Source organism: Kribbella sp. CWNU-51 (genome assembly GCF_054073265.1).
The window spans coordinates 96,310-117,534 of record NZ_JBSXMZ010000047.1; the positions used below are offsets into that span (position 1 = coordinate 96,310).

Annotated in this window: 19 protein-coding genes and 1 pseudogene; 11 read left to right on the top strand and 9 right to left on the bottom strand. The window is 68.4% G+C overall.

All coding sequences use genetic code 11. The features are described 5' to 3' along the window. Window positions 1-60: 60 nt before the first annotated feature. Complete coding sequence (locus tag ACXC9Q_RS36480) at window positions 61-1,359, top strand: lectin (protein WP_457061206.1); 1,299 nt, start codon at window positions 61-63, stop codon at window positions 1,357-1,359. Window positions 1,360-1,383: 24 nt separating this feature from the next. On the opposite strand, the gene ACXC9Q_RS36485 is transcribed toward ACXC9Q_RS36480, so the two are convergent. The 3 genes from ACXC9Q_RS36485 to ACXC9Q_RS36495 all read right to left on the bottom strand — a co-directional run bounded on the left by ACXC9Q_RS36485 (window position 1,384) and on the right by ACXC9Q_RS36495 (window position 3,630). Beyond that, window positions 1,384-2,160, bottom strand: coding sequence for a hypothetical protein (locus ACXC9Q_RS36485; RefSeq protein ID WP_457061207.1), 777 nt, complete (start codon window positions 2,158-2,160; stop codon window positions 1,384-1,386). A gap of 257 nt (window positions 2,161-2,417) precedes the next feature. Next, window positions 2,418-3,227 (bottom strand): dienelactone hydrolase family protein, encoded by an 810-nt coding sequence (locus ACXC9Q_RS36490; protein ID WP_457061208.1) that lies wholly within the window; start codon window positions 3,225-3,227, stop codon window positions 2,418-2,420. A 58-nt stretch (window positions 3,228-3,285) separates the two neighbouring features. Continuing rightward, entirely contained in the window at window positions 3,286-3,630 is a 345-nt protein-coding gene (locus tag ACXC9Q_RS36495) for a YciI family protein (RefSeq protein ID WP_457061209.1), read from the bottom strand. 187 nt (window positions 3,631-3,817) lie between these two features. Here ACXC9Q_RS36495 and ACXC9Q_RS36500 point away from each other — a divergent pair, with 187 nt between their 5' ends. After that, a complete protein-coding gene (locus ACXC9Q_RS36500; protein WP_457061210.1) occupies window positions 3,818-6,664 on the top strand; it encodes a S8 family serine peptidase in 2,847 nt (948 codons plus the stop codon). A 258-nt stretch (window positions 6,665-6,922) separates the two neighbouring features. After that, on the top strand, window positions 6,923-7,639 hold the full coding sequence (locus tag ACXC9Q_RS36505; RefSeq protein WP_457061211.1) for a hypothetical protein: 717 nt from the start codon (window positions 6,923-6,925) through the stop codon (window positions 7,637-7,639). A gap of 201 nt (window positions 7,640-7,840) precedes the next feature. Here ACXC9Q_RS36505 and ACXC9Q_RS36510 read toward each other — a convergent pair. Both ACXC9Q_RS36510 and ACXC9Q_RS36515 read right to left on the bottom strand, forming a co-directional pair. Beyond that, window positions 7,841-9,031: pseudogene (locus ACXC9Q_RS36510) on the bottom strand (amidohydrolase family protein); the annotation flags it as partial. Window positions 9,032-9,145: 114 nt separating this feature from the next. Next, a complete protein-coding gene (locus tag ACXC9Q_RS36515; protein WP_457061212.1) occupies window positions 9,146-10,051 on the bottom strand; it encodes an aminoglycoside phosphotransferase family protein in 906 nt (301 codons plus the stop codon). A 349-nt stretch (window positions 10,052-10,400) separates the two neighbouring features. Here ACXC9Q_RS36515 and ACXC9Q_RS36520 point away from each other — a divergent pair, with 349 nt between their 5' ends. Further along, window positions 10,401-10,835 (top strand): hypothetical protein, encoded by a 435-nt coding sequence (locus ACXC9Q_RS36520; RefSeq protein ID WP_457061213.1) that lies wholly within the window; start codon window positions 10,401-10,403, stop codon window positions 10,833-10,835. A gap of 179 nt (window positions 10,836-11,014) precedes the next feature. Here ACXC9Q_RS36520 and ACXC9Q_RS36525 read toward each other — a convergent pair whose 3' ends face one another. After that, window positions 11,015-11,716 carry a hypothetical protein gene (locus ACXC9Q_RS36525; RefSeq protein ID WP_457061214.1) on the bottom strand — a complete coding sequence of 234 codons (702 nt, stop codon included), beginning with the start codon at window positions 11,714-11,716 and terminating at the stop codon, window positions 11,015-11,017. A 330-nt stretch (window positions 11,717-12,046) separates the two neighbouring features. Here ACXC9Q_RS36525 and ACXC9Q_RS36530 point away from each other — a divergent pair, with 330 nt between their 5' ends. Next, a complete protein-coding gene (locus tag ACXC9Q_RS36530; RefSeq protein WP_457061215.1) occupies window positions 12,047-12,694 on the top strand; it encodes an alpha-ketoglutarate-dependent dioxygenase AlkB in 648 nt (215 codons plus the stop codon). A 100-nt stretch (window positions 12,695-12,794) separates the two neighbouring features. On the opposite strand, the gene ACXC9Q_RS36535 is transcribed toward ACXC9Q_RS36530, so the two are convergent. Continuing rightward, a complete protein-coding gene (locus ACXC9Q_RS36535; protein ID WP_457061216.1) occupies window positions 12,795-13,247 on the bottom strand; it encodes a hypothetical protein in 453 nt (150 codons plus the stop codon). Window positions 13,248-13,390: 143 nt separating this feature from the next. Here ACXC9Q_RS36535 and ACXC9Q_RS36540 point away from each other — a divergent pair, with 143 nt between their 5' ends. From ACXC9Q_RS36540 to ACXC9Q_RS36550, 3 genes are all read left to right on the top strand, one after another. Next, a complete protein-coding gene (locus ACXC9Q_RS36540) occupies window positions 13,391-14,668 on the top strand; it encodes an MFS transporter (protein ID WP_457061217.1) in 1,278 nt (425 codons plus the stop codon). Beyond that, window positions 14,668-15,306 carry a pyridoxamine 5'-phosphate oxidase family protein gene (locus ACXC9Q_RS36545; protein WP_457061218.1) on the top strand — a complete coding sequence of 213 codons (639 nt, stop codon included), beginning with the start codon at window positions 14,668-14,670 and terminating at the stop codon, window positions 15,304-15,306. Before ACXC9Q_RS36540 ends, ACXC9Q_RS36545 begins: the two co-directional genes overlap by 1 nt. A gap of 77 nt (window positions 15,307-15,383) precedes the next feature. Next, entirely contained in the window at window positions 15,384-16,583 is a 1,200-nt protein-coding gene (locus ACXC9Q_RS36550; RefSeq protein ID WP_457061219.1) for a sensor histidine kinase, read from the top strand. On the opposite strand, the gene ACXC9Q_RS36555 is transcribed toward ACXC9Q_RS36550, so the two are convergent. Beyond that, the gene (locus ACXC9Q_RS36555; RefSeq protein WP_457061220.1) at window positions 16,530-17,741 is read right to left on the bottom strand and encodes an alpha-hydroxy acid oxidase; all 1,212 of its coding nucleotides are present in this window, start codon (window positions 17,739-17,741) and stop codon (window positions 16,530-16,532) included. The genes ACXC9Q_RS36550 and ACXC9Q_RS36555 overlap by 54 nt on opposite strands. A gap of 244 nt (window positions 17,742-17,985) precedes the next feature. On the opposite strand from ACXC9Q_RS36555, the gene ACXC9Q_RS36560 reads away from it, so the two are divergent. After that, the gene (locus tag ACXC9Q_RS36560; RefSeq protein WP_457061221.1) at window positions 17,986-18,684 is read left to right on the top strand and encodes a FadR/GntR family transcriptional regulator; all 699 of its coding nucleotides are present in this window, start codon (window positions 17,986-17,988) and stop codon (window positions 18,682-18,684) included. On the opposite strand, the gene ACXC9Q_RS36565 is transcribed toward ACXC9Q_RS36560, so the two are convergent. Further along, window positions 18,681-19,175 carry a DUF6069 family protein gene (locus ACXC9Q_RS36565; RefSeq protein WP_457061222.1) on the bottom strand — a complete coding sequence of 165 codons (495 nt, stop codon included), beginning with the start codon at window positions 19,173-19,175 and terminating at the stop codon, window positions 18,681-18,683. The genes ACXC9Q_RS36560 and ACXC9Q_RS36565 overlap by 4 nt on opposite strands. Window positions 19,176-19,329: 154 nt before the next feature. On the opposite strand from ACXC9Q_RS36565, the gene ACXC9Q_RS36570 reads away from it, so the two are divergent. Together ACXC9Q_RS36570 and ACXC9Q_RS36575 are read left to right on the top strand one after the other, a co-directional pair. Continuing rightward, window positions 19,330-20,481 (top strand): sensor histidine kinase, encoded by a 1,152-nt coding sequence (locus ACXC9Q_RS36570; protein ID WP_457061223.1) that lies wholly within the window; start codon window positions 19,330-19,332, stop codon window positions 20,479-20,481. Between the two features lie 76 nt (window positions 20,482-20,557). Next, window positions 20,558-21,214 carry a response regulator gene (locus tag ACXC9Q_RS36575; protein WP_457061224.1) on the top strand — a complete coding sequence of 219 codons (657 nt, stop codon included), beginning with the start codon at window positions 20,558-20,560 and terminating at the stop codon, window positions 21,212-21,214. The last annotated feature ends 11 nt before the right edge of the window (window positions 21,215-21,225 follow it).

Sequence of the window (21,225 nt, forward strand, 5' to 3'; positions counted from 1 at the left end):
CGATCGCTTTCTTGCAAGAGTCTGTTCAAGATTTCCTTCCGGCCCCCACAGGAGTCAGTCATGAAACTCTCCCGCCGTACTTTGCTTGCCTCGACTGCTGCCACCGCCCTCGTCGGGACAGTCCCCCAGTTTCCCGCCTCTCAATACGCAGTCGCCGCCAGCCCGCCCGGAGACGTGGTCGGCAAGGTCACCGTTGGCTACCAAGGCTGGTTCGCGTGTGGTGGTGACGGTGCGCCGATCAACGGGTGGTGGCACTGGAGCAACAACTGGGGTCAGCCGCCGTCGCCGACCAACACGGCGATCGTGAGCTGGCCGGACGTCCGCGACTACAACTCGACGTACCAAACGGCGTACTCGAACCTCGGCAACGGACAGCCCGCTCGGCTGTTCTCGTCGTACGACCAGCAGACCGTGAACACGCACTTCCAGTGGATGCAGCAGAACGGGTGCGACACGGCCGCGCTGCAGCGGTTCAACCCGACCGGTGGTGAAGGGCCGACACAGGATGCGATGGCTTCGAAAGTGCGGCAGGCCGCCGAACAGTACGGCCGGAAGTTCTACATCATGTACGACGCCACCGGCTGGACGAACATGCAGTCGGAGATGAAGGCCGACTGGACGTCGAAGATGAGTGCCTACACGTCCTCACCGGCGTACGCGCGGCAGAACGGCAAGCCAGTGGTATGCATCTGGGGCTTCGGCTTCGACGAGGCGAACAAGGCGTTCCCGGCATCGGTCTGCCTGGACGTCGTGAACTGGTTCAAGGACCAGGGGTGCTACGTGATCGGCGGCGTACCGACGCATTGGCTGCCGGGGAACGAGGATTCGCGGCCGGGCTACCTGGACGTGTATCACGCCTTCAACATGCTGTCGCCGTGGATGGTCGGGCGGATCAGCGACATCGCCGGCGCGGATCACTACTACAACAACGTGAATCAGCAGGACCAGGCCGACTGCGACGCCCACGGCATCGACTACCAGCCGTGCGTCATTCCCGGTGATCTGCAGTCCGGGCATCGGCAGCACGGCGAGCTGATGTGGCGGCAGTTCTACAACCTGACGCGGGTCGGGGTGCAGGGTCTCTACATCTCGATGTTCGACGAGTACAACGAGGGCAACCAGATCGCGAAGACCGCCGAGACCAGCGCGTGGGTGCCGGCCGGCTCGGGGATCCGCGCGCTGGACGAGGACGGTACGGCGTGCTCCGCCGACTACTACCTGCGGTTGACCAACGATGGCGGTCGGATGTTCAAGGGGCAGGCACCGGTGACGTCGGTCCGGCCGACGGTGCCGATGCCGAGCCAGGGCACGGGTGGCGTGATCTTCTACGAACATCGCGCTCTCGCCGAACGCGAATGACCAACTGACGTCCTGCCGGATCTCCTAGAACAGCTCCATGCTGTCCGCTGCGGCGGAGATGACCGGGTTGTCCAAGTAGAGGCGGCAGGCGATCGCGTGGCCGGCGCAGGTGAGGAGCGCCGGACCGGCCGCGTCGACCACCCGGTACGCGACGGGGTGCTGACAGCGCTCGACAGCGCCCTCGTTCGTGTGCTCGCAGCCGAGGATGTGGCACGTGACGGTCTCACCGACGTTCATCAGGGTGAGGCCGTGCTTGGGACAGACACCCCAGCCGACACCGCAGGCCTGGCCTTCGTTCGCCGCCAGGCGGATCAGCTGACCGGCGGTGACCTCCAGTTCGCTCGCGATCGTGCGGAAGGTGCTCGCGGCCTGGTCGAGGTCGCGGCGGAACCGCCGCAGTTCGACGGTCTCGGGCATGCCACGGGTCGCGGCCTGCAGGTTCTCGGACAGGGCCATCGCGGCGACGGCGATCTCATCGACCCGGACGGGCGTGTTGAACTGGCCGAGCGTCGTACCGTTCGGCACCCGCGGACGGTCGCGGACCTCCTTGGTCCAGTCGCTGGGCGGCGGACCCTTCCGGCTTGGGTCCTGGGCCTGCTTCTCGCCCGCGTCCTGAGCCTCGCCTTGGCTCACCGGGATCTCGGCGATCTTCTGGTCGGCCTGCCAGCCGGCGCCGGCCGGGTCGTCCGCCGGGACTTGTCCGAGCCGGGCTTCCGGTTGCGGACCGTGACCATTGGTCCCGTTCGCGGCCGCGGTCCCGTTCACCGGGACTCGGCTCTCCTGCGCTGTCCGCCCGTTCATGCAGCCTCACTCGTCAAGTGCCTGGCCATCGCCATGCGCGCCCCCTGAAGTGCCTCCGGTGGCCGATCGTGCCATGCCTGCGGCGCTTGAGACCAGAGGAAATGCCCGCGCGTCACCCACCGCGCCCCCGCCCTTGCACTCCGCAACATTTCACCCCAGATAGAGCAAGCCTCCCCCACGCAGCGTCCGCTGAATCACACGCTCTGCATTCCTCAACGGTGCTTTAACATTTCCGCACTGACAGTCACCGGCAACTGTCAGCCGGTAGCAGTAAGGTGCTGCCGGAGGAATTCGACCATCCGGGCGCGGGCGTGAAAGGCCGTGTTCGGCGGGTCCTCCCGCAGGTCCCGGGTGAGCACTGCGTGAGCGCTCCGGCCGTACCCGTCCGGATTGCCCGGCGCGGAGTCGAGCTCGATCACCTCGAATGCGTCACCCAGTTGCGCCCGCAACGTGGTGAACCGTTCGGACGGCGACATCCGGTCGCGGCTGAACCGCATGCCGAGCACGCACAGCCCGTCGGTGCGGGTCCGCTCCTTGACGACCTCGAGCTCGGCCTGGGACAAACCCGGATCGCGCCGCAGCCGCGCCGACACCGGGAACGGCGTCGAGGGCTGGCTCAGCACCGGCGCCTTGACCGCGTCCTCGACCGCCGTGGCGAGCGCGAACCCGCCGGTGAAGCACATCCCGATCACGCCGACCCCCCGTCCCGGCGTACGCGCCGCCAGATCGTTGGCGACGGCACCCAGGTACTTCGTGATCGGACGCTCGGCGTTGGCCGCGAAGCACCGGAACTCCTTGGAGACACACAGGCGAGCCACCATGCCCAGCGTGTATCCCATGGTCTCGGGGCGTCCCGGCGTACCGAAGGGCGACGGGATCACCACAGTGAATCCCTCAGCGACCAGGTGCTCGCCGAGACCCAGCACCTCGGGCGTGAGGCCGGGGATCTCCGGGATCAGCACGACCCCCGGGCCCGCACCCTTCTCGACGCAGTCGTACGTCAGGCCGGCGCCGGTGAACGGCGCCCCCCGCCAGCCGGCCAGGTCGGAGCTCGGTGCCGCGGTCATGAGCGCAAGCTTAGAGTGCGCGATCGGCAACAAGCTGTTGTCGGGCCGGCGCCGGTCCTCACTCTCGGAGGTCCTCGACGATCGCGCGGATCTCGACCATGCCGAACTCGGCGACCGGGTGCTTGGAGGCGATCTCGATCGCCTCGTCCAGGTCCCGGCAGTCGATCAGGTCGAAGCCACCCATCTGCTCCTTGGACTCGGCGAACGGACCGTCGGTGGTCACCACCTTGCCCGCGCGGCGTCGTACGCCGGTCGACTCGGCCGGCGGCCGGAGGGCGGCGCCCTCGCGGCGGATGCCGCGAGCCGTCACCTCGGCCACCCAGGCGTCGGTCCTCCGGACCATGTCCTCCGGCACACCGTCGGCGTAGTCGTCATCCGGCCGGATCAGCAACATGTACTTCATCGATCACCTTTCGTAGTGTCCAGCGCCGTACGTCGGCACTCAGCCGGGACGTCGTTGCAGGATTGCAGCTTTTGACATCTGGTCCGGCACGTACAGCGGTCCAGACCTCTGACATACTCCGGGCGACTATCACTCTGAGACCCTTGGGGGGGTCCCCTTGTCCTTCCGCCCTGCCCACTTGCTACGCGTGGGCCTACCTGCCGCCCTGGTCGCGGGCGGACTGGTCGTCCTGACCAGTTCCTCCGGTTCCGCGGCCCAAGGCCCGTACCGGCCGCCCTTGACCGCTCACCACACCGCCGCGAAGACCGAGTTCGAGCCGAACGCGGTGATGGTGAAGTTCAAGAAGAAGGCGACGTCCTCGGCCCGGAAGGCCGCGGTCTCCAAGTTCCGCGCCACCACCGAGGACTCCGTCTCGTCGGATGTCGTCACGCTCACCGGCGACCTCCCGGCCCCGGACCTGCTGAAGAAGGTGAAGGCCGACCCGACGGTCGAGCTCGCCTCACTGAACTACAAGCGCAGCATCTCGGCCGTCCCGAACGACGAGTTCTACAGCACCGATCAGAAGACCTACCTGAACACCGTCCGGGTCCCGCAGGCCTGGGACCTGTCCAAGTCGACCGGCAGCCAGATCGTCGCCGTCCTGGACACCGGCGTCGACGCCGGTCACCCCGACCTCGTCGGTCACCTGGTGCCCGGCTACAACGCCACCTCGCCCAACCGCGGGCCGATCGACGACAACGGTCACGGCACCATGACGCTCGGCATCATCGCTGCCGGCGCCAACAACGGCGCCGGTATCGCAGGTGTCGGCTGGTCCACGAAGGCGATGCCGGTCAAGGTCCTGGACGCCAACGGCTCCGGGTACGACGTCGACATCGCCGAGGGCATCGACTGGGCGGTCGCCCACGGCGCCAAGGTCATCAACATGTCGCTCGGCGGACCCGACGACAACGCGGTCCTGCACGACGCGGTGCGGCGGGCCGTGGCCAGCGGCGTGGTAGTGGTCGTGGCGGCCGGCAACGCGGGCAACTCGGACTTCCAGTTCCCCGCGGCCTACCCCGAGGTCATCGCCGTCGCGGCGACCAACGCCGGCGGCGTCCTGACGGACTTCAGCTCGTACGGCGACTGGGTCGACATCGCCGCCCCGGGCTGGGACATCCTCAGCACCGGCGCGCGGTCGCTGACCCCGCCCGGCTTCCTGCCGTACTGGTACTGCACCGGCACCTCCTGCTCGGCGCCGATCGTCGCGGGTGTGGCCGCGCTGGTGAAGAACAAGTGGCCGACGTTCACGCCCGCCCAGGTCGCCCAGCGGCTCAAGGTTCTGGCACGTGACGCCGGACCACGCGGGAACGACCCGTACTACGGGGCCGGCATGCTCGACGCGTACGCCGCGCTCGGCGGCAAGTGGACCACGGACTTCCCGGTCAACCCGGCGGACGGCAACGATCAGCCTGAGCGGGCGATCGCGGTGTCGACCGACACCGGCTCGATCAGCTCGACGATCGGCGTCGAGGGTGACGTCGACTGGTACGAGGTGACCTCGGCGGCCGCGCGCAACCTCAAGGTGTCGCTGACCGGACCTCAGTTCAATTGCGCCTTCTCGTCGAACTTCGGGCCCCGGGTGGCGGTGTACGCCGGCGACCTGCTCCCGCTCACCGATGCGGTGAACCCGTACCCGACGACGCCGATCGACCCGGACACGGGGTGCAACGCGCCCGTACAGCTGACCGCGACCGCGAACGTCAGCGTGCAGGCCGGCAGCACGTTCATTGCCGTGCGCAACGACAACGGGTCGCGGGACACGCGGGCGTACACGTTGACCGTCAGCGCGGAGGGCCCCGGTGGCTCCAGCTGGGGCTCGCCGTACCCCGTGCGTGACGTGTCTCCGGCGGACCTGTCGACGTCGGCAGCGGTGTCCGTCAAGCCGACACTGACGTTCGCACGCGACATGGATCCGGCGACCGTGATCCCGGCCACGGTCAAGCTGCTGAACGGCAAGACGGACGCGGTCGTTCCGGCAACCCTCACGTACGACGCGGCAACGCGGAAGGCAACGATCACGCCGACCGCGCCGCTGCTGGACAACACCGCGTACAAGATCATCGGCGAGACTCTCAAAGCTGCCGACGGCACGGTGCTGCCATTGGTCAGGACGGTGTTCAGCACGGCCGACCTCGCACCGCAGGCGGTGGGGACGTTCGACGCCACTGGCGCCTACCTGGCGGCGAACCTGTCGTGGAAGGTGCCGGCGACGCCCGACCTCGATCAGGTGATCGTTCGGCGGAACGCCGGAAGCAAGGCGCCGACGATCACCACCGGCGTCCTGGTCTACGCGGGGTCCGGGTCCGCGGTGAAGAACACCGGGTTGCTGCAGGGAACGACGTACACCTATGCGGCGTGGGTCAAGGACCGCGGTGGGAAGGTCAGTCCGGTCGCGACCACGCAACTGCTCGGCATGAAGTCGGGGATCGCCGTGACGTCGACGCTGATCAATTACGGCGGGTCGATCACGATCAGGGGCAGCACGCTGCGGATCGACAACAAGGCGTACGCCGGGTTGCCGGTCAACATCTACGTGCGGCCGAAGAACGTGACGGCGTTCAAGTTGCTGGCGGCGTTGAAGACGTCGTCGACCGGAACACTCAGCTACGTGTACAAGCCGGCCGTGTCGTCGGTGATCATGCTGACCTTCCCGGGCAACGGTGACCTGATGGGGACGCGCACCGCGGACGTCACGGTGCAGGTGGCGCCGACGATCTCGGCGACGCTGGCGCCGGCGTCGATCCGGCTGGGCGGTGCGACGAAGTTCAACGGATACGTCGCACCGGCGCATTCGGGCAAGCCGGTATACCTGCAGCAGTACGGGAACAAGGTCTGGAAGTCGATCGCCTCGGTGAAGCTGAGCACCTCCGGTGCTTACGCGTTCGGCATCAAGCCGGCCATCCGTGGCCAGATCGCCTACCGCGTGTGGTTCCCGGCCGACGCCGACCACGCCCAGGCGTACACCGTGAACAAGATCCTCACGGTGAGCTGACAGCTCGACCCACGCACACCCCGGCCATTCCTGGCCGGGGTGTGCTGGTTTATCGGTCAGGCCCGTATCGGCGTTACAGGACTTGCAGCAAGCTGCAGATCAGGTCTCCGTTCGGTCTCGCTGCCTTGACTCCCCTGCGGACTAGGCCTGTATCGTTCAGGCCGCCGCTGTCGACCAATCGTCAACGTGGCAAGGATTTTAACGTTCGAGCTGCGGGGTGGGGGCCTTCCTCACAGTTCTTGTCTGGGGGGAATCACGATGAGACCGAATCGACGGCAGATCCTGATGGCCGGGGCGGTGGCGGCGGTTTCGACTGTTGTAGCTGCCGAGAGCGCTACCGCGGCCGACCTTTACGGATCCGGCGAGCTCGGGGACTGGACCGTCCTGAGCCGGGCGATCGCGAGCGAGGCGACGATCACGTACGTCCGCGACCACGACGGCGTGTACATGTTCGGCGACAGCATCGCGGTCCAGGACGGCAAGGCGCTCGCCAGCCGGCTGCTGAGCCGCTCCGGCGCAAGCTTGGCGGTCAACAACTGGTCGGGGCGGCCGACCGCGCCTGCGGTCGACGCGCTCCAGAGCTGGGCATCCAGGTACGGCCTGCCGCGACGGATCCTGATGGCCACCGGCACCAACGACATCTTCAATCCACCGGCGTTCACCGCCCAGGTGGACCGCACGATGAAGATCGTCGGATCCCACCGCACCGTCGTCTGGGTCAACACCCAGATCGCCCGGACCGCCAAGTCCGCGACCGTTCAGCTCGCGGATCAGCGCAACGGCGCCTGGGTCAATTCCCAACTGTCCGACGCGCAGAAGAAGTACCCGAACCTCCGCATCGTCCGCTGGGCCGAGTACCTCGCGGCCAAGCCGGCCCGCCTCACTATGTACCTGCGCGAAGGCGTCCACACCACGGTGCCCGGCGGGCAGGATGCACGCAACGAACTCATCGTGCAGGCGCTCACAGCCCAGTAGGCCCTTCGGGTCGGACGAGGGTCTCAGGGGGCGTAGTGCTGGACTGCGCCGCCCTTGGAGAGGTCCACGAGGGTGTGGGCCAGGGCTTGGGCGTCCGGCCAGGACATCGTCGAGGCTCATCGTGGTGAGTTGGCGGTCGCGGACGACAACTCTGCCGTCGACGAGGACTGTTACGACGTCGGACGGCCGGACGGAGTAAACCAGGGGTGCTCGGGGGTCGTGGAGCGGCTGGTTGTGCGGGCCGGAGAGGTCGATGAGGGCGATGTCGGCCTGGCGGCCTGGCTCCAGGGCGCCGATGCGATCGGCGAGACCGGCGGCTGCTGCGCCGCCGCGGGTGGCTAAGCGGAGGGTGTCGGACAGGGTCATCCACTCGGCGTCGTGTTCGCGTTGCTTCTGGGTGAGGGCGACCATGCGCAGCGACTCCCAGACGTCGAGAGTGTTGTGCACGGCCGCTCCGTCGGTGCCGACGCCGACCCGCACGCCGATCGACTGGAGACCGTTGATTGGGGTGACCTCGCCCATCGCGAGCTTGAGGTACACCTTCGGGCAACTGGCCACCGTGGTGCGATCGGCGTACCGCTCGAGGATGGGCAGGTCGGACTCGCGGATGCCGCACCCGTGGGCGATCAGTGCACCGGCCTCCAGTACGCCGGTGCGTTCGAGCACCTGCATCGGCGTCACGCCGTATTTGTCGAGTGAGGACCGGGTTTGGTCGTCGGTCTCAGCGGCGTGCAGGTGGATGCGGAATCCCTCGGCTTGAGCGATGTCCGCCGTACGACGGAGGTCGTCGTCGGAGACGGTGTACGTCGCGTGGGGTCCGAGGCTGGCGGTGATCCGGGGGTCGAGGGCGCGGAGGTCGCGGGCGGTGGCAATGGCGGCGTCGATGGCTTCTGGGCCGGCGGACGAGAAGTACGTGGGTGCGAGGTCGGCGCGGATGCCGGACTCGACCGCGGCGGCCGCGATCTGATCGGCGTGGAAGTAGTGGTCCACGAACGTGGTGACGCCGGCCAGCAACATCTCCGCACATGCCAGCCGGGCACCGACGCGGACCCGCTCCGGCGTCAGATTGACCTCCATCGGCCAGATCCGCTGGTTGAACCAGTCGTCGATCGACACATCCTCGGCCGCACCCCGCATCATCACCATCGGACTGTGCGTATGCGAGTTGACCAACCCAGGCACAGCCAGCAACCCAGCCCCGTCAATCACCTCCCACTCCCCCGACGCCGCGATGTCGCCCGCTACCGCGGGCTCGTGGGAGGTGGCGGGCGTCGGCGTGATCGAGGTGATCCGGCCGAGGTCAACGTGAATGTCCTGAGCCTCGTCGACCCGGCACTCCCCGGTCTCCGGCACCACCAGCACCGCGACGTTCCGAATCAGCACGCGTGACATCCGTCCTCCAGTCGGTGGGCGTCGTACGGCAGTCTCGTGGACAGTTGGGCCATTGGATGCCCGATAGCGCCACCCAACCGCCGCTCGGTGACTCCAGGGCGTGCCGCCGGTTGGTCAGGTCGAGTTCTGGTGATCGGCTACCACTTGGTCGATGGCATGCCGACCGGCGGCCGCAAGGACGGGGTTGGTCCTGCGATAGACGCGCACCGCCCCCAGCCCGGCGCTCAACGCCCAGCCACGGCCCCGGACCCAGGTCGCATCATCAACTTCCGCCGCGGCACGGAAGAACTCGCGGCCGCGAGCAGTCAACAAAGTCCAGGCCGGAAGCATGTCCGTCGCTGGATCGCCAAGGCCCAGTAGGCCGAAGTCGATGACTGCTGCCAATCGACCGCGCACGGCGAGCAGGTTGGAGGGAAAGAGATCGCCGTGGATCCACACCAGCGGGTGGTTCCAGCTGGGAGCAGCCCGGGCCGACTCCCAGACCGCGATCGCCGCATCTCCATCGAGGGAGCCTTCTTCGCTCAACTGTCGGATGGTGACGCGAACGACGTCGTCCTCGCGGGCGTCGACCGGAGTAGCCCGTGGAGATACCGGCCCGGCCGCGGCATCGATGCGCTGGAGTGCGGCGATGAACTCGCCAAGCCGGCCGCCCACGTCGCAGAGGTCAACATCCGTCCGGGCGGCCAGATCTTCGCCGGTCAGCCACCGATACACCGACCAGGGGTAGGGGAACTCCCCTTCAGGGATGCCGGCGGCGAGTGGCACCGGTATGGACAACGGCAAGTGTGGAGCGAGTCGTGGTAGCCACCGTTGCTCTTTGGCCACGGTCTCGGCGGCTCTGCCCAGGCGAGGCAGGCGCACAGCCATCGCGTCGCCCAGCCGGTAGATCGCGTTGTCAGTACCAGCCGAGCTGACCTTCGCAAGCGGCAGGTGCGCCCAGTCCGGAAACTGGCTGGTGATCAGCCCGCTGACCAGGGTCTGGCTGATATCGATCTCGTCGGGATTCATCTTGGGCGTCACGACCTGAGCACCTTTCGTTCGAACTAGCGGGACGCGGCTCGAAGGACGCTGTAGCTGCTACTCCGTGGTCTTGTTGAGCGCGCCGCAGACGTAGAGCGGTCGGAGTCATGTTCTGTCCTACGAACGGCCTTTGCGCGGCGGGTCTGGAGTGCTACATGACTCGCTGCTCACCGACCACGACGATCCGCCGAGGTCGCACCTCTCGGTCCGGTCCTCCAGCCGAGATCACCCTCGCGGGGTGGCTCATCTGTGGCACGACTTGCCTACGTTTCAGCCTAAAACCAGGGCACCGGCGTCGCCTGCGGCGGTCTGTGGCAGCGGTGCTCTATCGGGAGATCAGGAGTCTGGGATGGCGGGTCAGAGCAGGGACAACGCGCTTGATCACGTGGTCGTGGTGCTGTTCGAGAACCGGTCACTGGATAACGTGCTCGGTCGCCTGTACGGGCCTGGGGACGGCAAAACGTTCGAGGGCGTGCTCGGCAAGGACCTTTCGAACCCGATCCCGGAGTGGGCCGAGCATGGTGCCGATCGCAAGGTGGTGCCGTACACGGTGGCCACCGACATGGACAGCCCCATTCCCGACTCCGGCGAGGAGTACCCGCACACCCACACCCAGCTGTTCAACATCCAGAACGAGCAGAACCGCTTCAAGCTCGGCGAGGAGATCACCGCGCCGTACAACGCACCGGCGCCCGGCCAGGTGCCGACGATGGACGGCTACGTCACGACTACATCAGTTGCGTCACCGCCGAGCTGGGCCGCCAACCCACATCTATTCGCGTAGCGACCGTCACTGAGTGTCCGTTATCTGGGGTGTTGTCGACGCTCTGAGCGCGGTCGCGGCTGGGTAGTCCAAGTGTGGATCTTCCGGACGCCGGCCTCTCATGGACCGGTCTGGAGGCCAAGTAGTCGGTGGTCGGGCCGGTTGATCGGTTTCTGGCGCATCTGAGTGCGGTGGAGCGCTCAGCCGGTCCGTCGTTGCGGGCCACCGGTGACGCCGCGACGAATTAGCAGCACGGCCACTACGAGTACCCACAGCCAGAACAACAGGTAAGGCAGCAGAAAGACAGGGCTGGTCCAACTGATGCGGCTGAGAGCGAGACCAACGCCGATTGCGATCGCCGGCCAACCCAGCCAGCGCGGGAGGAATCTGGTCGAGACGATGACCCAGCCGCAGCAGACGGCAAAACTGCCACCCGCCACCCGAGCGTTGGCGAACGCGGCCTGGCTCTCATCGAAGGCATACCTGGCGATCTGAGGGTCGAGGTCATCGGCGCGGAATACGGCAGCCATTTCGTTCCCGAGGGACAGCACCAGGGCCGGGAAGATCACACCGGAGACCAGCGCGACTGTGGAGCGCCACGGCAGCTCGCCCTCGGCGCGCCGCAACAGGGTGGTCAGCGCGACGACGAACCAGACGAACGCAATCAGGCCGACGGCCAGGAGGAAGGATCGGGACTCGCTCCCAGCCGTGTTGGGAGATCGGTAGTGGGCGAGGAACTCGGACGCGGGAGCGTTGAAGCTGGGCTCCGGGCGCGTGCCGACGGCCACAGCGACAAGGATGAGGACGGTGGCGGCCAGCCCGGAGATGCCGGTGACCACGAACAGTCGCCGCCGCGCGACATCGGTCGGGCTGGCTGCGGCCGCGGAACTTTCCCCGGTCATAACACCCCTCCAGGGCTTCGTCACAACAGAATCGCAGCAGAACTACTCCCCGGCCATCCCTGGTCGGCGACAAGCCCCTGCGCACCCACTCAGGGCCCCCGGGTCGCGGTCGTCGTCGGCCATCGCGCAGCGACGCGAAGCGTCCTCGACGCCGAGCGGTGCGCCCGGATGATCAAACGCCAGCTCATCCCTCCAAGGTTCGTCACCAGGCTCAACGACTGGCCTCCCCGTCGCGGACACCGTCCACAACGCAAACGCCCAGGTCACAGCGCCATCCCAGCAGTTGAGCTCAAGGGAACAGATGTTCGAATCCCGGGGTATGGTGGGGGCATGGGTGCTGACCTTCAGGGCTCGTTGCTGGATGCGTTCGAGGATCCGGCGTTGGGGTCTTTGGATGGGCTCGGGCGGACCGAGCTCGGGCGCGGTGCGTGGATCGATGTGCTGCCGGGATGGTTGACCGGGGCAGATCAGGTGTACGAGCGGCTTGCGCGGGATGCGCCATGGCAGGCGGAGCGCCGGCAGATGTACGACCGGGTGGTCGACGTGCCGCGGCTGCTCTGCTTCTACAGCGAGAACGAGGACCTGCCGCTGCCGATCCTGGACGAGGCCCGGGATGCGTTGAGTGCGCGCTACGCCGAGGAGCTGGGCGAGCCGTTCCGGACGGCGGGGTTGTGCTTCTACCGGGACGGCCGGGACAGCGTCGCGTGGCACGGGGACCGGATCGGGCGTGGGAACCACGAGGACACGATGGTGGCGATCCTGTCCGTCGGTGAGCCGCGGGTGCTCGCGTTGCGGCCGCGGCCGGGTGGTGGATCCACCGGGCCTGTGGGGTCGACTGTCCGATATCCGCTGGGGCACGGGGACCTGATCGTGATGGGCGGCTCGTGTCAGCGCACCTGGGAGCACGCGATCCCCAAGGCGTCGGGACGGGTAGGTCCGCGGATCAGCATCCAGTTCCGCCCCCGCGGCGTGCGCTGACGGCCTCGCCGCGGCAGGCGGCCGGTCAGGCAGCATGTCGGTCATCATCACGCGCTCCTTCGAGACCCACGTGAGGTCACTCGGTGGGGTCGGACGATTGTCAGGCGGCTGCCGACGCTCGCACGGTTGGTTGGTAGATGTGGGTGGCTGAGGCTATGTAGAAGCCGAGGAGGCGGACTTCGGCGGCGGTGCAGATGTGGGTCGCGGCTTCGGCCCATTCGGTGTCCAGGTCAGGCCAGAGGGCCGGGCCAGGGCGGCCCAGGGCCAGGATGAGGGCGGCGCCGGGGGTGGTCCGGAGGGCGGGGATGATCGGGCTCAGGGCCGAGCCGCAGACGTCACCGCTCCGCAGGGACGGCTCGAGGTGCTTGAACTCGGACGGCAGGTCGACGGCGACCGTGGCGATGTAGCGGTCGTCGTGGTCGCACAGTACGGCAGTGAACGTGCCGCGCCGGCGCTCGCCGAGGCTGACCATCAGGTCGACGACATCGGTGGCGAGCGCGGGGTCGGAGAGGGGTTGAGTGGCCCAGGTCGGTGCCAGGTTTTGGAAGCTCATACTTAACAAGGTGCCGTGATTCCGACGCCCGATCTGAGTTGTCCACAGACCAATGTGGCCCATCATCTGAAGGTGAAAGTGGACCTGCCAGCTGGGCCGCCACTCTCCTAGGCTCGAGGTACACCGAGCCGAGGGAGACCCCGATGAGCCTCACCGCCGACCGCATCCGCAGCAGGCGTGACCGTGGGCCTTCCAGCATCCTGCCGCCGGCCGGAGCGGCCCGGGATCTGGCGATGGCGCAACTGGCCAACTCGGTGGGCGACGGAGCCTTCATCGTCACCTCAGCGCTGTTCTTCACCCGTGTGGTCGGGTTGTCGACCGCCGAGGTCGGACTCGGGCTGACGGTCGCCTGGTTGGTCGGCTTCCTCACGGGTGTCCCGCTGGGCAACCTGGCCGACCGCAAGGGCGCCCGCGGAGTTGCGGTCGCACTGGCGTTGACCACGGCAGCCTCGGTCGGTTCGTTCCTGTTCGTGCGAAGCTTCCCGTTGTTCCTGGTTGCGGCGATCACCTACGCAAGCAGTCAGACCGGACTGACCGCCGCGCGTCAGGCGCTGCTCGCGGGGCTGGTGCAGCCGGCTGAGCGCACCCGGATCCGGGCGTTCCTCCAGTCCACGGTCAACGGCGGACTCGCAGTCGGCGCCGCGCTCGGCGGTATCGCGCTCCGCTTCGACACCTCAGCGGCGTACCTGACGGTCTTCGCGATCGACGCGGTCAGCTTCCTGATCGCGGCCCGCCTGATCCACCGCGTCCCGCCGGTTATGGTCAGCAAAAGGGTCAAGGGCGAGCCGCATCTCGCCGTACTGCGGGACCGGCCGTACGCCGTCCTCGCGCTGCTGAACGCGCTCATGTTGCTCTTCATGCCGCTGCTCAGCCTCGTCGCCCCGCTGTGGATCGTCTCGCACACCGACGCGCCGGACTGGGTCGTCGCCTCGCTGCTGATCGTCAACACGCTGGGAGTCACACTGTTCCAGGTGCGGATCGCCAAGAGCGTGACGGACCTCCACACCGCAACCCGCTCGGTCCGGTACGCCGGAGTCGCCATGCTGGCCGCCTGCGGGGTCTTCGCGATCTCCGCCGCCACGATGAACGCGGCGACGGCTGCCGTCGTGCTGGTCCTCGCCGCCGCGCTGCTGACGCTCGGAGAGATGAAGCTGGCTTCCGGTGCGTGGGAGATCAGCTTCGGTCTCGCACCGGCCGACAAGCAGGGCCAGTACCAGGGCTTCTTCGGCGCCGGCCCCGCGATCGCCCGCACGCTCGGCCCGGCGCTGCTCACCACCGTCATCCTCGGTTGGGGTCCGATCGGCTGGATCGTCGTCGGTGCACTGTTCCTGGGGACCAGTTGCGCAACTGGTCCCGCCGTACGATGGGCAGCACGGACGAGGGCCGTCCAGCCGTTGCCGGCAAAGGAGAACGCCGCCTGATGGAGATCCCCGGACTGGTTGAAATCACATCGCACGACGAGCTGCGGGACGTGGTTCCGCAGCCGCTGGCCGCCGCGGCCGGCAAGGCCCGCAAGGAGTTGCACGACCTGGACCGGCAGTGGCTGGCCGCGTCGCCGTTCTGCCTCATCGCCACGTCGGCCGCCGACGGCAGCTGCGACGTCTCGCCGAAGGGCGACCCGGCGGGGTTCACCAAGGTCTTTGACGACACGACGATCGCGATCCCCGAGCGCGCGGGGAACCGGCGGGTCGACGGGTTCACCAACATCCTGAGCAACCCGCACGTCGGGCTGATCTACTTCATCCCCGGCCGCGGCGACACGCTGCGGATCAACGGGCGGGCCCGGATCGTCAAGGAAGCGCCGTTCTTCGACGAGATGATCGTGAAGGGGAACCGCCCGCAGCTGGCGTTGCTGGTGGAGATCGAGGAGATCTTCCACCACTGCTCGAAGGCGTTCCTGCGCTCGAAGCTCTGGAAGCCCGAGACCTGGGAGCCGGACGCGATGCCGAGGCGCGCGCAGATCTCCAAGACGCTCGAACGGCAGGACACCGACCTGGCCGAGCTCGAGCAGTACTACGGCAAGGCGTACGAGGAGAAGATCTACCAGGTCAAGTACTGACTACCGCGCGGGGAGCAGGCCCGGATACTCCGTGGCGACGATGACACCCGGCCCGCCGCCCTCTACGGTTTCGTACTGTGAGCACGACTGAGCCGATCGACGCAGCCGCCCTCGGGGCCCGGGTGCGCCGGCTCGCGCTGCCGCTGTTCCTGGCCGTTTTCCTGGTCGTCGGCTCGTTCGGAGCGGCCGACGGCCAGCCGGATCGCCGGCCCGCCGACTGGTTCATGGTGCTGCTGCTCCTGAAGGCGTCGCTGGCGCTGTACTGGCTCCGGACCCACCCGATTCCGGTGCTATGGGCAACCGTCGTCGCGTCCCTCGTCTACATGCTGATGCAGTACCCGTGGGGTCCGATCGTCTTCCCGTTCGTCATCGCCGTCTTCACGAGCATCCGGCTCGGGTATCGGCTCGCGGGCTGGTCGGCCCTGGCCGGTCTGTACCTCGGGCACGTCGGCGGGCGGATGGTGCTCGGCATCAACCACGATGGCGTGTACCAGGTCCTCCTGGTCGGCGCGTGCTTCGTCGTACTGGGGTTCGTGGCCGAGCTCTTCCGCGCACACCGCGACCGGGTGATGGCGGCGGCGCGGACCCGGAAGGAAGCGGAGCTGCGGCAGGCCGGTGAGGAGCGGCTGCGCATCGCGCAGGAGTTGCACGACGTCGTGGCCCACCACATCTCGCTGATCAACGTGCAGGCGTCGACCGCGCTGCACCTGGTCGATCGGCAGCCCGAGCAGGCCGGCCCGGCACTGTCGGCGATCAAGGACGCCAGCAAGGAAGCGCTGGTGGAGCTACGGTCGATCGTCGGGATCCTGCGGCAGTACGACGAGTCGGCGCCCCGGCAGCCGGTCACCGGGCTCGATCGGCTGGAGCACCTGGTCAGCCGGACGTCCCGGGCCGGCCTCGAGGTGCACACGATCGTGCACGGCGACCCGGAGCCGCTGCCGATCGGGCTGGACCGGGCCGCGTTCCGGATCATCCAGGAGTCGCTCACGAACGTCGTACGGCATGCCCGAGCGACCGCGGCGACGGTGCGGATCCAGTACGGCGAACAGGCGCTCGTACTCCAGGTCGACGACGACGGTCACTCCCTCACCGGCCCGCCGACGGAAGGCAACGGCATCGTCGGCATGCGGGAACGCGCCACCGCTCTCGGCGGCACCCTCACCGCGACCCGTACGCCGACCGGCGGCCTGCGGATCATCGCGACGTTGCCGCTGCCCGAACGGTCAGGGCAGGCGGACGTGGGACGGGTTGAGGTCGGCGACCCGGGACACGCCTAGCAGAGCCATCGTCCGCCGGACCTCCTTGGTGAGGATCTCGGCGGCCCGGGCCACGCCACGCTGACCACCGGCCATCAGACCGTAGAGGTACGCGCGGCCGACCAGGCAGGCGTCCGCACCCAGTGCGATCGCGGCGACGATGTCCGCGCCCGACATGATCCCCGTGTCGAGATAGATCTCGGCGTCAGTGCCCACCGCCTTGCGGACGTCGGGGAGGATGCGCAGCGGCGTCGGCGCCCGGTCGAGCTGGCGGCCACCATGGTTCGACAGCACGATCGCGTCGGCGCCGGCGTCGACCACCCGGCGGGCGTCCTCGACGGTCTGGATGCCTTTGACAATCAACGGCCCGGACCAGATCGAGCGCAGCCAGGTCAGGTCGTCGATCGTCATGGTCGGGTCGAACAGCTTGTCCAGCAGCTCGGCGACCGTACCGTGCCAGGTGGACAGCGAGGCGAACGTCAGCGGCCGCGTGGTCAGCAGGTTCGCCCACCAGGCCGGGTGCAGCGACGCGTCGAGCACAGTCTTCGCAGTCAGCGACGGCGGGATGGTGAAGCCGTTGCGTACGTCGCGCAGCCGTGCCCCCGCGACCGGTACGTCGACCGTCAGCATCAGCGCCTCGTACCCCGCGGCCGCGGATCGCTTGACCAGGTCCTCCCCCGCGTCCCGGTCCTTCCACACGTACAGCTGGAACCACTTCCGCGCGTCCGGCGCGGCGGCCGCGACGTCCTCGATCGACGTGGTGCCCATCGTGGACAGCGCGTACGGGATCCCGATCTGCTCGGCGACCTTGACGACCGCGCTCTCGCCCTCGTGGTTCATCATCCGGGTGAATCCGGTCGGCGCGAACGCGAACGGCAGCTCCGAGCGCCCGCCCAGGATCGAGGTGCCCAGGTCGATCTCGGAGACGTTGCGCAGGATCGACGGCTGCAGCTCCATCTCGGCGAACAGCCGGCGGGCCCGGCTCAGGCTGATCTCCGCCTCGGCCGCGCCGTCGGTGTAGTCGAACACCGACCGCGGCGTCCGGCGCTTGGCGATCGCGCGCAGATCCGCGATGGTGAGCGCCTTCTCGAGCCGGCGGTCGGTCGGGTTCGCCGTGATCGGCTTCGGCCGCAGCAGCGGCTTCAGCTCGGACCATTTGGGCAGCTGTCGATCGGTCATCAGTACTCCGGAACGGCCGGCGGAGACCAGGCTCCGGTACGGCGAACCGCCCCACCTGATCTGTGGTCGGACCACAGCATAGCCTGTGGTCCGACCACACAGGTAGAGTCGTCCAGGTGCAAAACAACCCACCCCCGTCACTGCCATGGAGCCCGCCGGCTTCGGGGAGGTTTTCTGCCCGAATCGGGGGTAAAACCCTCCCCGGACTCCGCAGGAATCCTGCCCGCACCGGGTTGGGGTGGGCGTGAAGAACTACGAGTTGGTGTTGCACCGGGTCGAGGCCGATCTCGCGGCCGGGCGGCTGCGGATCGGCGGGCGGCTGCCGGGCGAGCGGGTGCTGGCCGAGCAGCTCGGGATCAGCCGCCCGTCGGTGCGGGAGGCGGTCCGGGTGCTCGAGGCGATGGGCGTGGTGCGGACCGCGACCGGGTCCGGGCCGGAGGCGGGTGCGGTGATCGTGGCGGAGCCGGTGTCGCCGCTGACCGCCGTACTGCGGTTGCATCTGGCAACGAATCACCTGCCGATGGGGGACGTCGTCCAGACCCGCCTGCTGCTGGAGTCGTGGGCGGCCCGGGAGGCGGCCGGGCGGCAGGTGGAGACCGCTGAGCTCAGGGTCGCCGAGGAACTGCTCGACCGGATGGACGCGACCGGGTTGTCACCCGAGGAGTTCCATCTGCTCGACGCGGAGTTTCACGTCGCGCTCTCGGGGCTGGCCGGGAACGTGCTGATCGCGGCGGTGATGGCGTCGCTGCGGTCGGCGATTCACTCGTACGTGCTGGCCGCCGTACCGAATCTGCCCGACTGGGAGGCGACCGCGGTCGGGCTGCGCGCCGAGCATCGCGCGATCCTGACCGCGGTCCGCACCGGTCAGCCGGACAGCGCGGCCGAGTTGGTGACCGCGCATATCCGTGGCTTCTACCAGGCTGCTCAGCTCCAACTGCCTTAGCAGCGCTCGGTGGCGGAGAGGGCGGTACGGCGCAGTCCGACGATCACCGCGGCGCCGACGACGAGGTGGAGCGAGGCCAGGCCGAGCTTGGCACCGAGGCCGATGCCGTTGAAGGCCGGGCTGCTGAGGGATGTGATGCAGGCGATCACGGCCACGACCGTCCAGACCTTGCGAGCATTGAGCGTACGTCGCTCCAGGATGGCGAGGAGTCCCCAGCCGGCGAAGGCCACGACTGCCGATGCGAAGAAGACCGAGCCGGCGTTGATGTGCATCCGGCCGCCCTGCTGGGCTTCCAGGGTGATGCCGGCGAGAGGTGCCAGGATCGCCCACACGGCGAGCGCGGCGGCGACGGTCACGCCGACCACAGCCAGCCGACTGCGTCCGGGAACACGGATCGGCCTCGGGTCGTCCGGAGCCTCGGGAAGGCGAGAGTAGGTGGAGGTGAGCCGGGCGGGGGTGACCGAGTCGGGGTGAGGGTGGTTGGTGGGCATGTGTGCCTCCGGGGTTCGGTGTTGTGCGATCAACAGTCCTGGAGGGCAGGGCTGGCGGCATCGGTCCGGTGGCTGCGGTGGGGTGGTCCGAAGTCGGCCAGGCATCGACTTTGGTCGGTGGTGACGGATGAGGGCGGGGCCTAGGGTCGGCGGCATGGAGAGTTGTATGCCGACCCGGCGGCGCAATCGGGCCGCCGAGGTTTCGGGCGTCGTCGCGATCGGGTTGCTGTCGGCGCTGACGATCGTCGGCCGGATGTCCGACCCCGCCCAGCACAAGTGGCTAGCACTGGACATCGTGGTCGGGATCGTCGCCTGCGGGCTGCTCCTCGGGTTGCGGCGCCACCCGATCCCGACAGCGATTGCACTGGCGGTACTGGCCGCTGTCTCCCCTGCTGCGACGCCGGCGTCGACGGCCGCTACGCTGACCGTCGCCCTGCGATTTCCGTTGCGTACGGCGGCCCCGGTCGCCCTCTTTCAGGCCACGGCGCACCTGGTCCAGGGTCTGCTGTGGCCGATCGGCAATCTCCCGTTCCTGTGGTTCGCCGTACTCGACTTCGCCGTCCACGCCGCATTGCTCGGCTGGGGTCAATGGGTCCAGGCCCGGCAGCAACTCCTCTCCTCCCTCCGGGAGCGGGCGCAACGGGCCGAGGCCGAGCAGGGCCGCCGGGTCGCCGAGGCGCGGACCCTCGAACGGACGCAGATGGCGCGCGAGATGCACGACGTACTCGCGCATCGCCTGTCCCTGCTGGCGACGTACGCCGGCGCCCTCGAGTATCGCCCGGATTCGTCACCGGAGAAGCTCGCGAAGGCGGCCGGCGTGATCCGGACCGGCGTGCACCAGGCGCTCGACGAGTTGCGTGAGGTGATCAGCGTGCTGCGCGACACCGAGATCGACGATCTCCCGGGTGGCCGGCCGCAGCCGACGTTCGGCGACCTCCGGGCGCTCGTCGAGGAGTCCCGCGACGCCGGTACGGCGATCTCGTACGACGACCGTGTCGCCGACGCCACGTCGTTGCCGCCGGCAACGGGACGGACGGCGTACCGGATCGTGCAGGAAGGGCTCACCAACGCGCGCAAGCACGCGGCCGGGCATCCGGTCACGCTGACGGTGGCGGGGCGGCCGGGTGACGGGCTGCGGATCGAGCTGACCAATCCGGCGTCCAACGGGACGCCGCTCACCCCCGGCAGCGGGACCGGGCTGGTCGGACTGACGGAGCGGGTGCAACTCGCCGGCGGCACGCTGGACCATGGGCGGGTGCCCGGCGGCGGCTTCCGGCTCGAGGCCTCGCTACCGTGGCCCCCATGAGCGAGCGGAGCGAGTTCATCATCAAGCACAGGGCGACTTGTGCCTCAGCCGCGCCCGGAGCGAAGCGAGGACGCGGATGAGCGAGACCACGATCCGGGTCCTGGTGGTGGACGACGACGCGTTGGTCCGGGCTAGCCTGGAGATGATGCTGGACGGCGCGAACGGGATCGCCGTGGTCGGCCAGGCTGCCGACGGCGACGAGGTGCCGGCCGCGGTGGACGCGCATTTCCCGGACATCGTGCTGATGGACCTGCGGATGCCGCGGGTGGACGGGATCGTCGCGACGCGGCGGGTGCGAGCCCGGACCAATCCGCCGGAGGTCGTCGTCCTCACGACGTTCGACACCGACGAGAACCTGCTGCACGCGCTCCGCGCCGGGGCGAGCGGCTTCCTGCTGAAGGACACGCCACCCGCGCAGATCGTCGAAGCGGTACGGCGGGTGGCCGCCGGCGACCCGATCCTGTCACCGGCGATCACCCGGCGACTGATGGACCAGGCCGCGACCCAGGCCGACGCGCACACCGTCGCGCAGACGTCGCTCAAGCGGCTGTCACCCCGCGAGTACGACGTGATGCTCGCGGTCGCCCAGGGGAAGGCGAACGCGCAGATCGCCGCGGAGCTCTACATGAGCGTGGCGACGGTGAAGGCGCACATCTCACACATCCTCACCAAGCTCGAGCTCGGCAACCGCACCCAGATCGCGCTGCTGGCGCACGACGCCGGCTTGGCCTGACCGATGCTCTA

Bases quoted from the DNA above. Each gene is read 5' to 3' on its own strand.
- ACXC9Q_RS36575 (WP_457061224.1), top strand. From the start codon at position 20,558: ATGAGCGAGACCACGATCCGGGTCCTGGTGGTGGACGACGACGCGTTG.
- ACXC9Q_RS36520 (WP_457061213.1), top strand. From the start codon at position 10,401: ATGGCGGGTCAGAGCAGGGACAACGCGCTTGATCACGTGGTCGTGGTG.
- ACXC9Q_RS36485 (WP_457061207.1), bottom strand. From the start codon at position 2,160: ATGAACGGGCGGACAGCGCAGGAGAGCCGAGTCCCGGTGAACGGGACC.
- ACXC9Q_RS36540 (WP_457061217.1), top strand. From the start codon at position 13,391: ATGAGCCTCACCGCCGACCGCATCCGCAGCAGGCGTGACCGTGGGCCT.
- ACXC9Q_RS36480 (WP_457061206.1), top strand. From the start codon at position 61: ATGAAACTCTCCCGCCGTACTTTGCTTGCCTCGACTGCTGCCACCGCC.
- ACXC9Q_RS36530 (WP_457061215.1), top strand. From the start codon at position 12,047: ATGGGTGCTGACCTTCAGGGCTCGTTGCTGGATGCGTTCGAGGATCCG.
- ACXC9Q_RS36535 (WP_457061216.1), bottom strand. From the start codon at position 13,247: ATGAGCTTCCAAAACCTGGCACCGACCTGGGCCACTCAACCCCTCTCC.
- ACXC9Q_RS36545 (WP_457061218.1), top strand. From the start codon at position 14,668: ATGGAGATCCCCGGACTGGTTGAAATCACATCGCACGACGAGCTGCGG.
- ACXC9Q_RS36490 (WP_457061208.1), bottom strand. From the start codon at position 3,227: ATGACCGCGGCACCGAGCTCCGACCTGGCCGGCTGGCGGGGGGCGCCG.
- ACXC9Q_RS36495 (WP_457061209.1), bottom strand. From the start codon at position 3,630: ATGAAGTACATGTTGCTGATCCGGCCGGATGACGACTACGCCGACGGT.
- ACXC9Q_RS36505 (WP_457061211.1), top strand. From the start codon at position 6,923: ATGAGACCGAATCGACGGCAGATCCTGATGGCCGGGGCGGTGGCGGCG.
- ACXC9Q_RS36525 (WP_457061214.1), bottom strand. From the start codon at position 11,716: ATGACCGGGGAAAGTTCCGCGGCCGCAGCCAGCCCGACCGATGTCGCG.
- ACXC9Q_RS36555 (WP_457061220.1), bottom strand. From the start codon at position 17,741: ATGACCGATCGACAGCTGCCCAAATGGTCCGAGCTGAAGCCGCTGCTG.
- ACXC9Q_RS36570 (WP_457061223.1), top strand. From the start codon at position 19,330: ATGGAGAGTTGTATGCCGACCCGGCGGCGCAATCGGGCCGCCGAGGTT.
- ACXC9Q_RS36565 (WP_457061222.1), bottom strand. From the start codon at position 19,175: ATGCCCACCAACCACCCTCACCCCGACTCGGTCACCCCCGCCCGGCTC.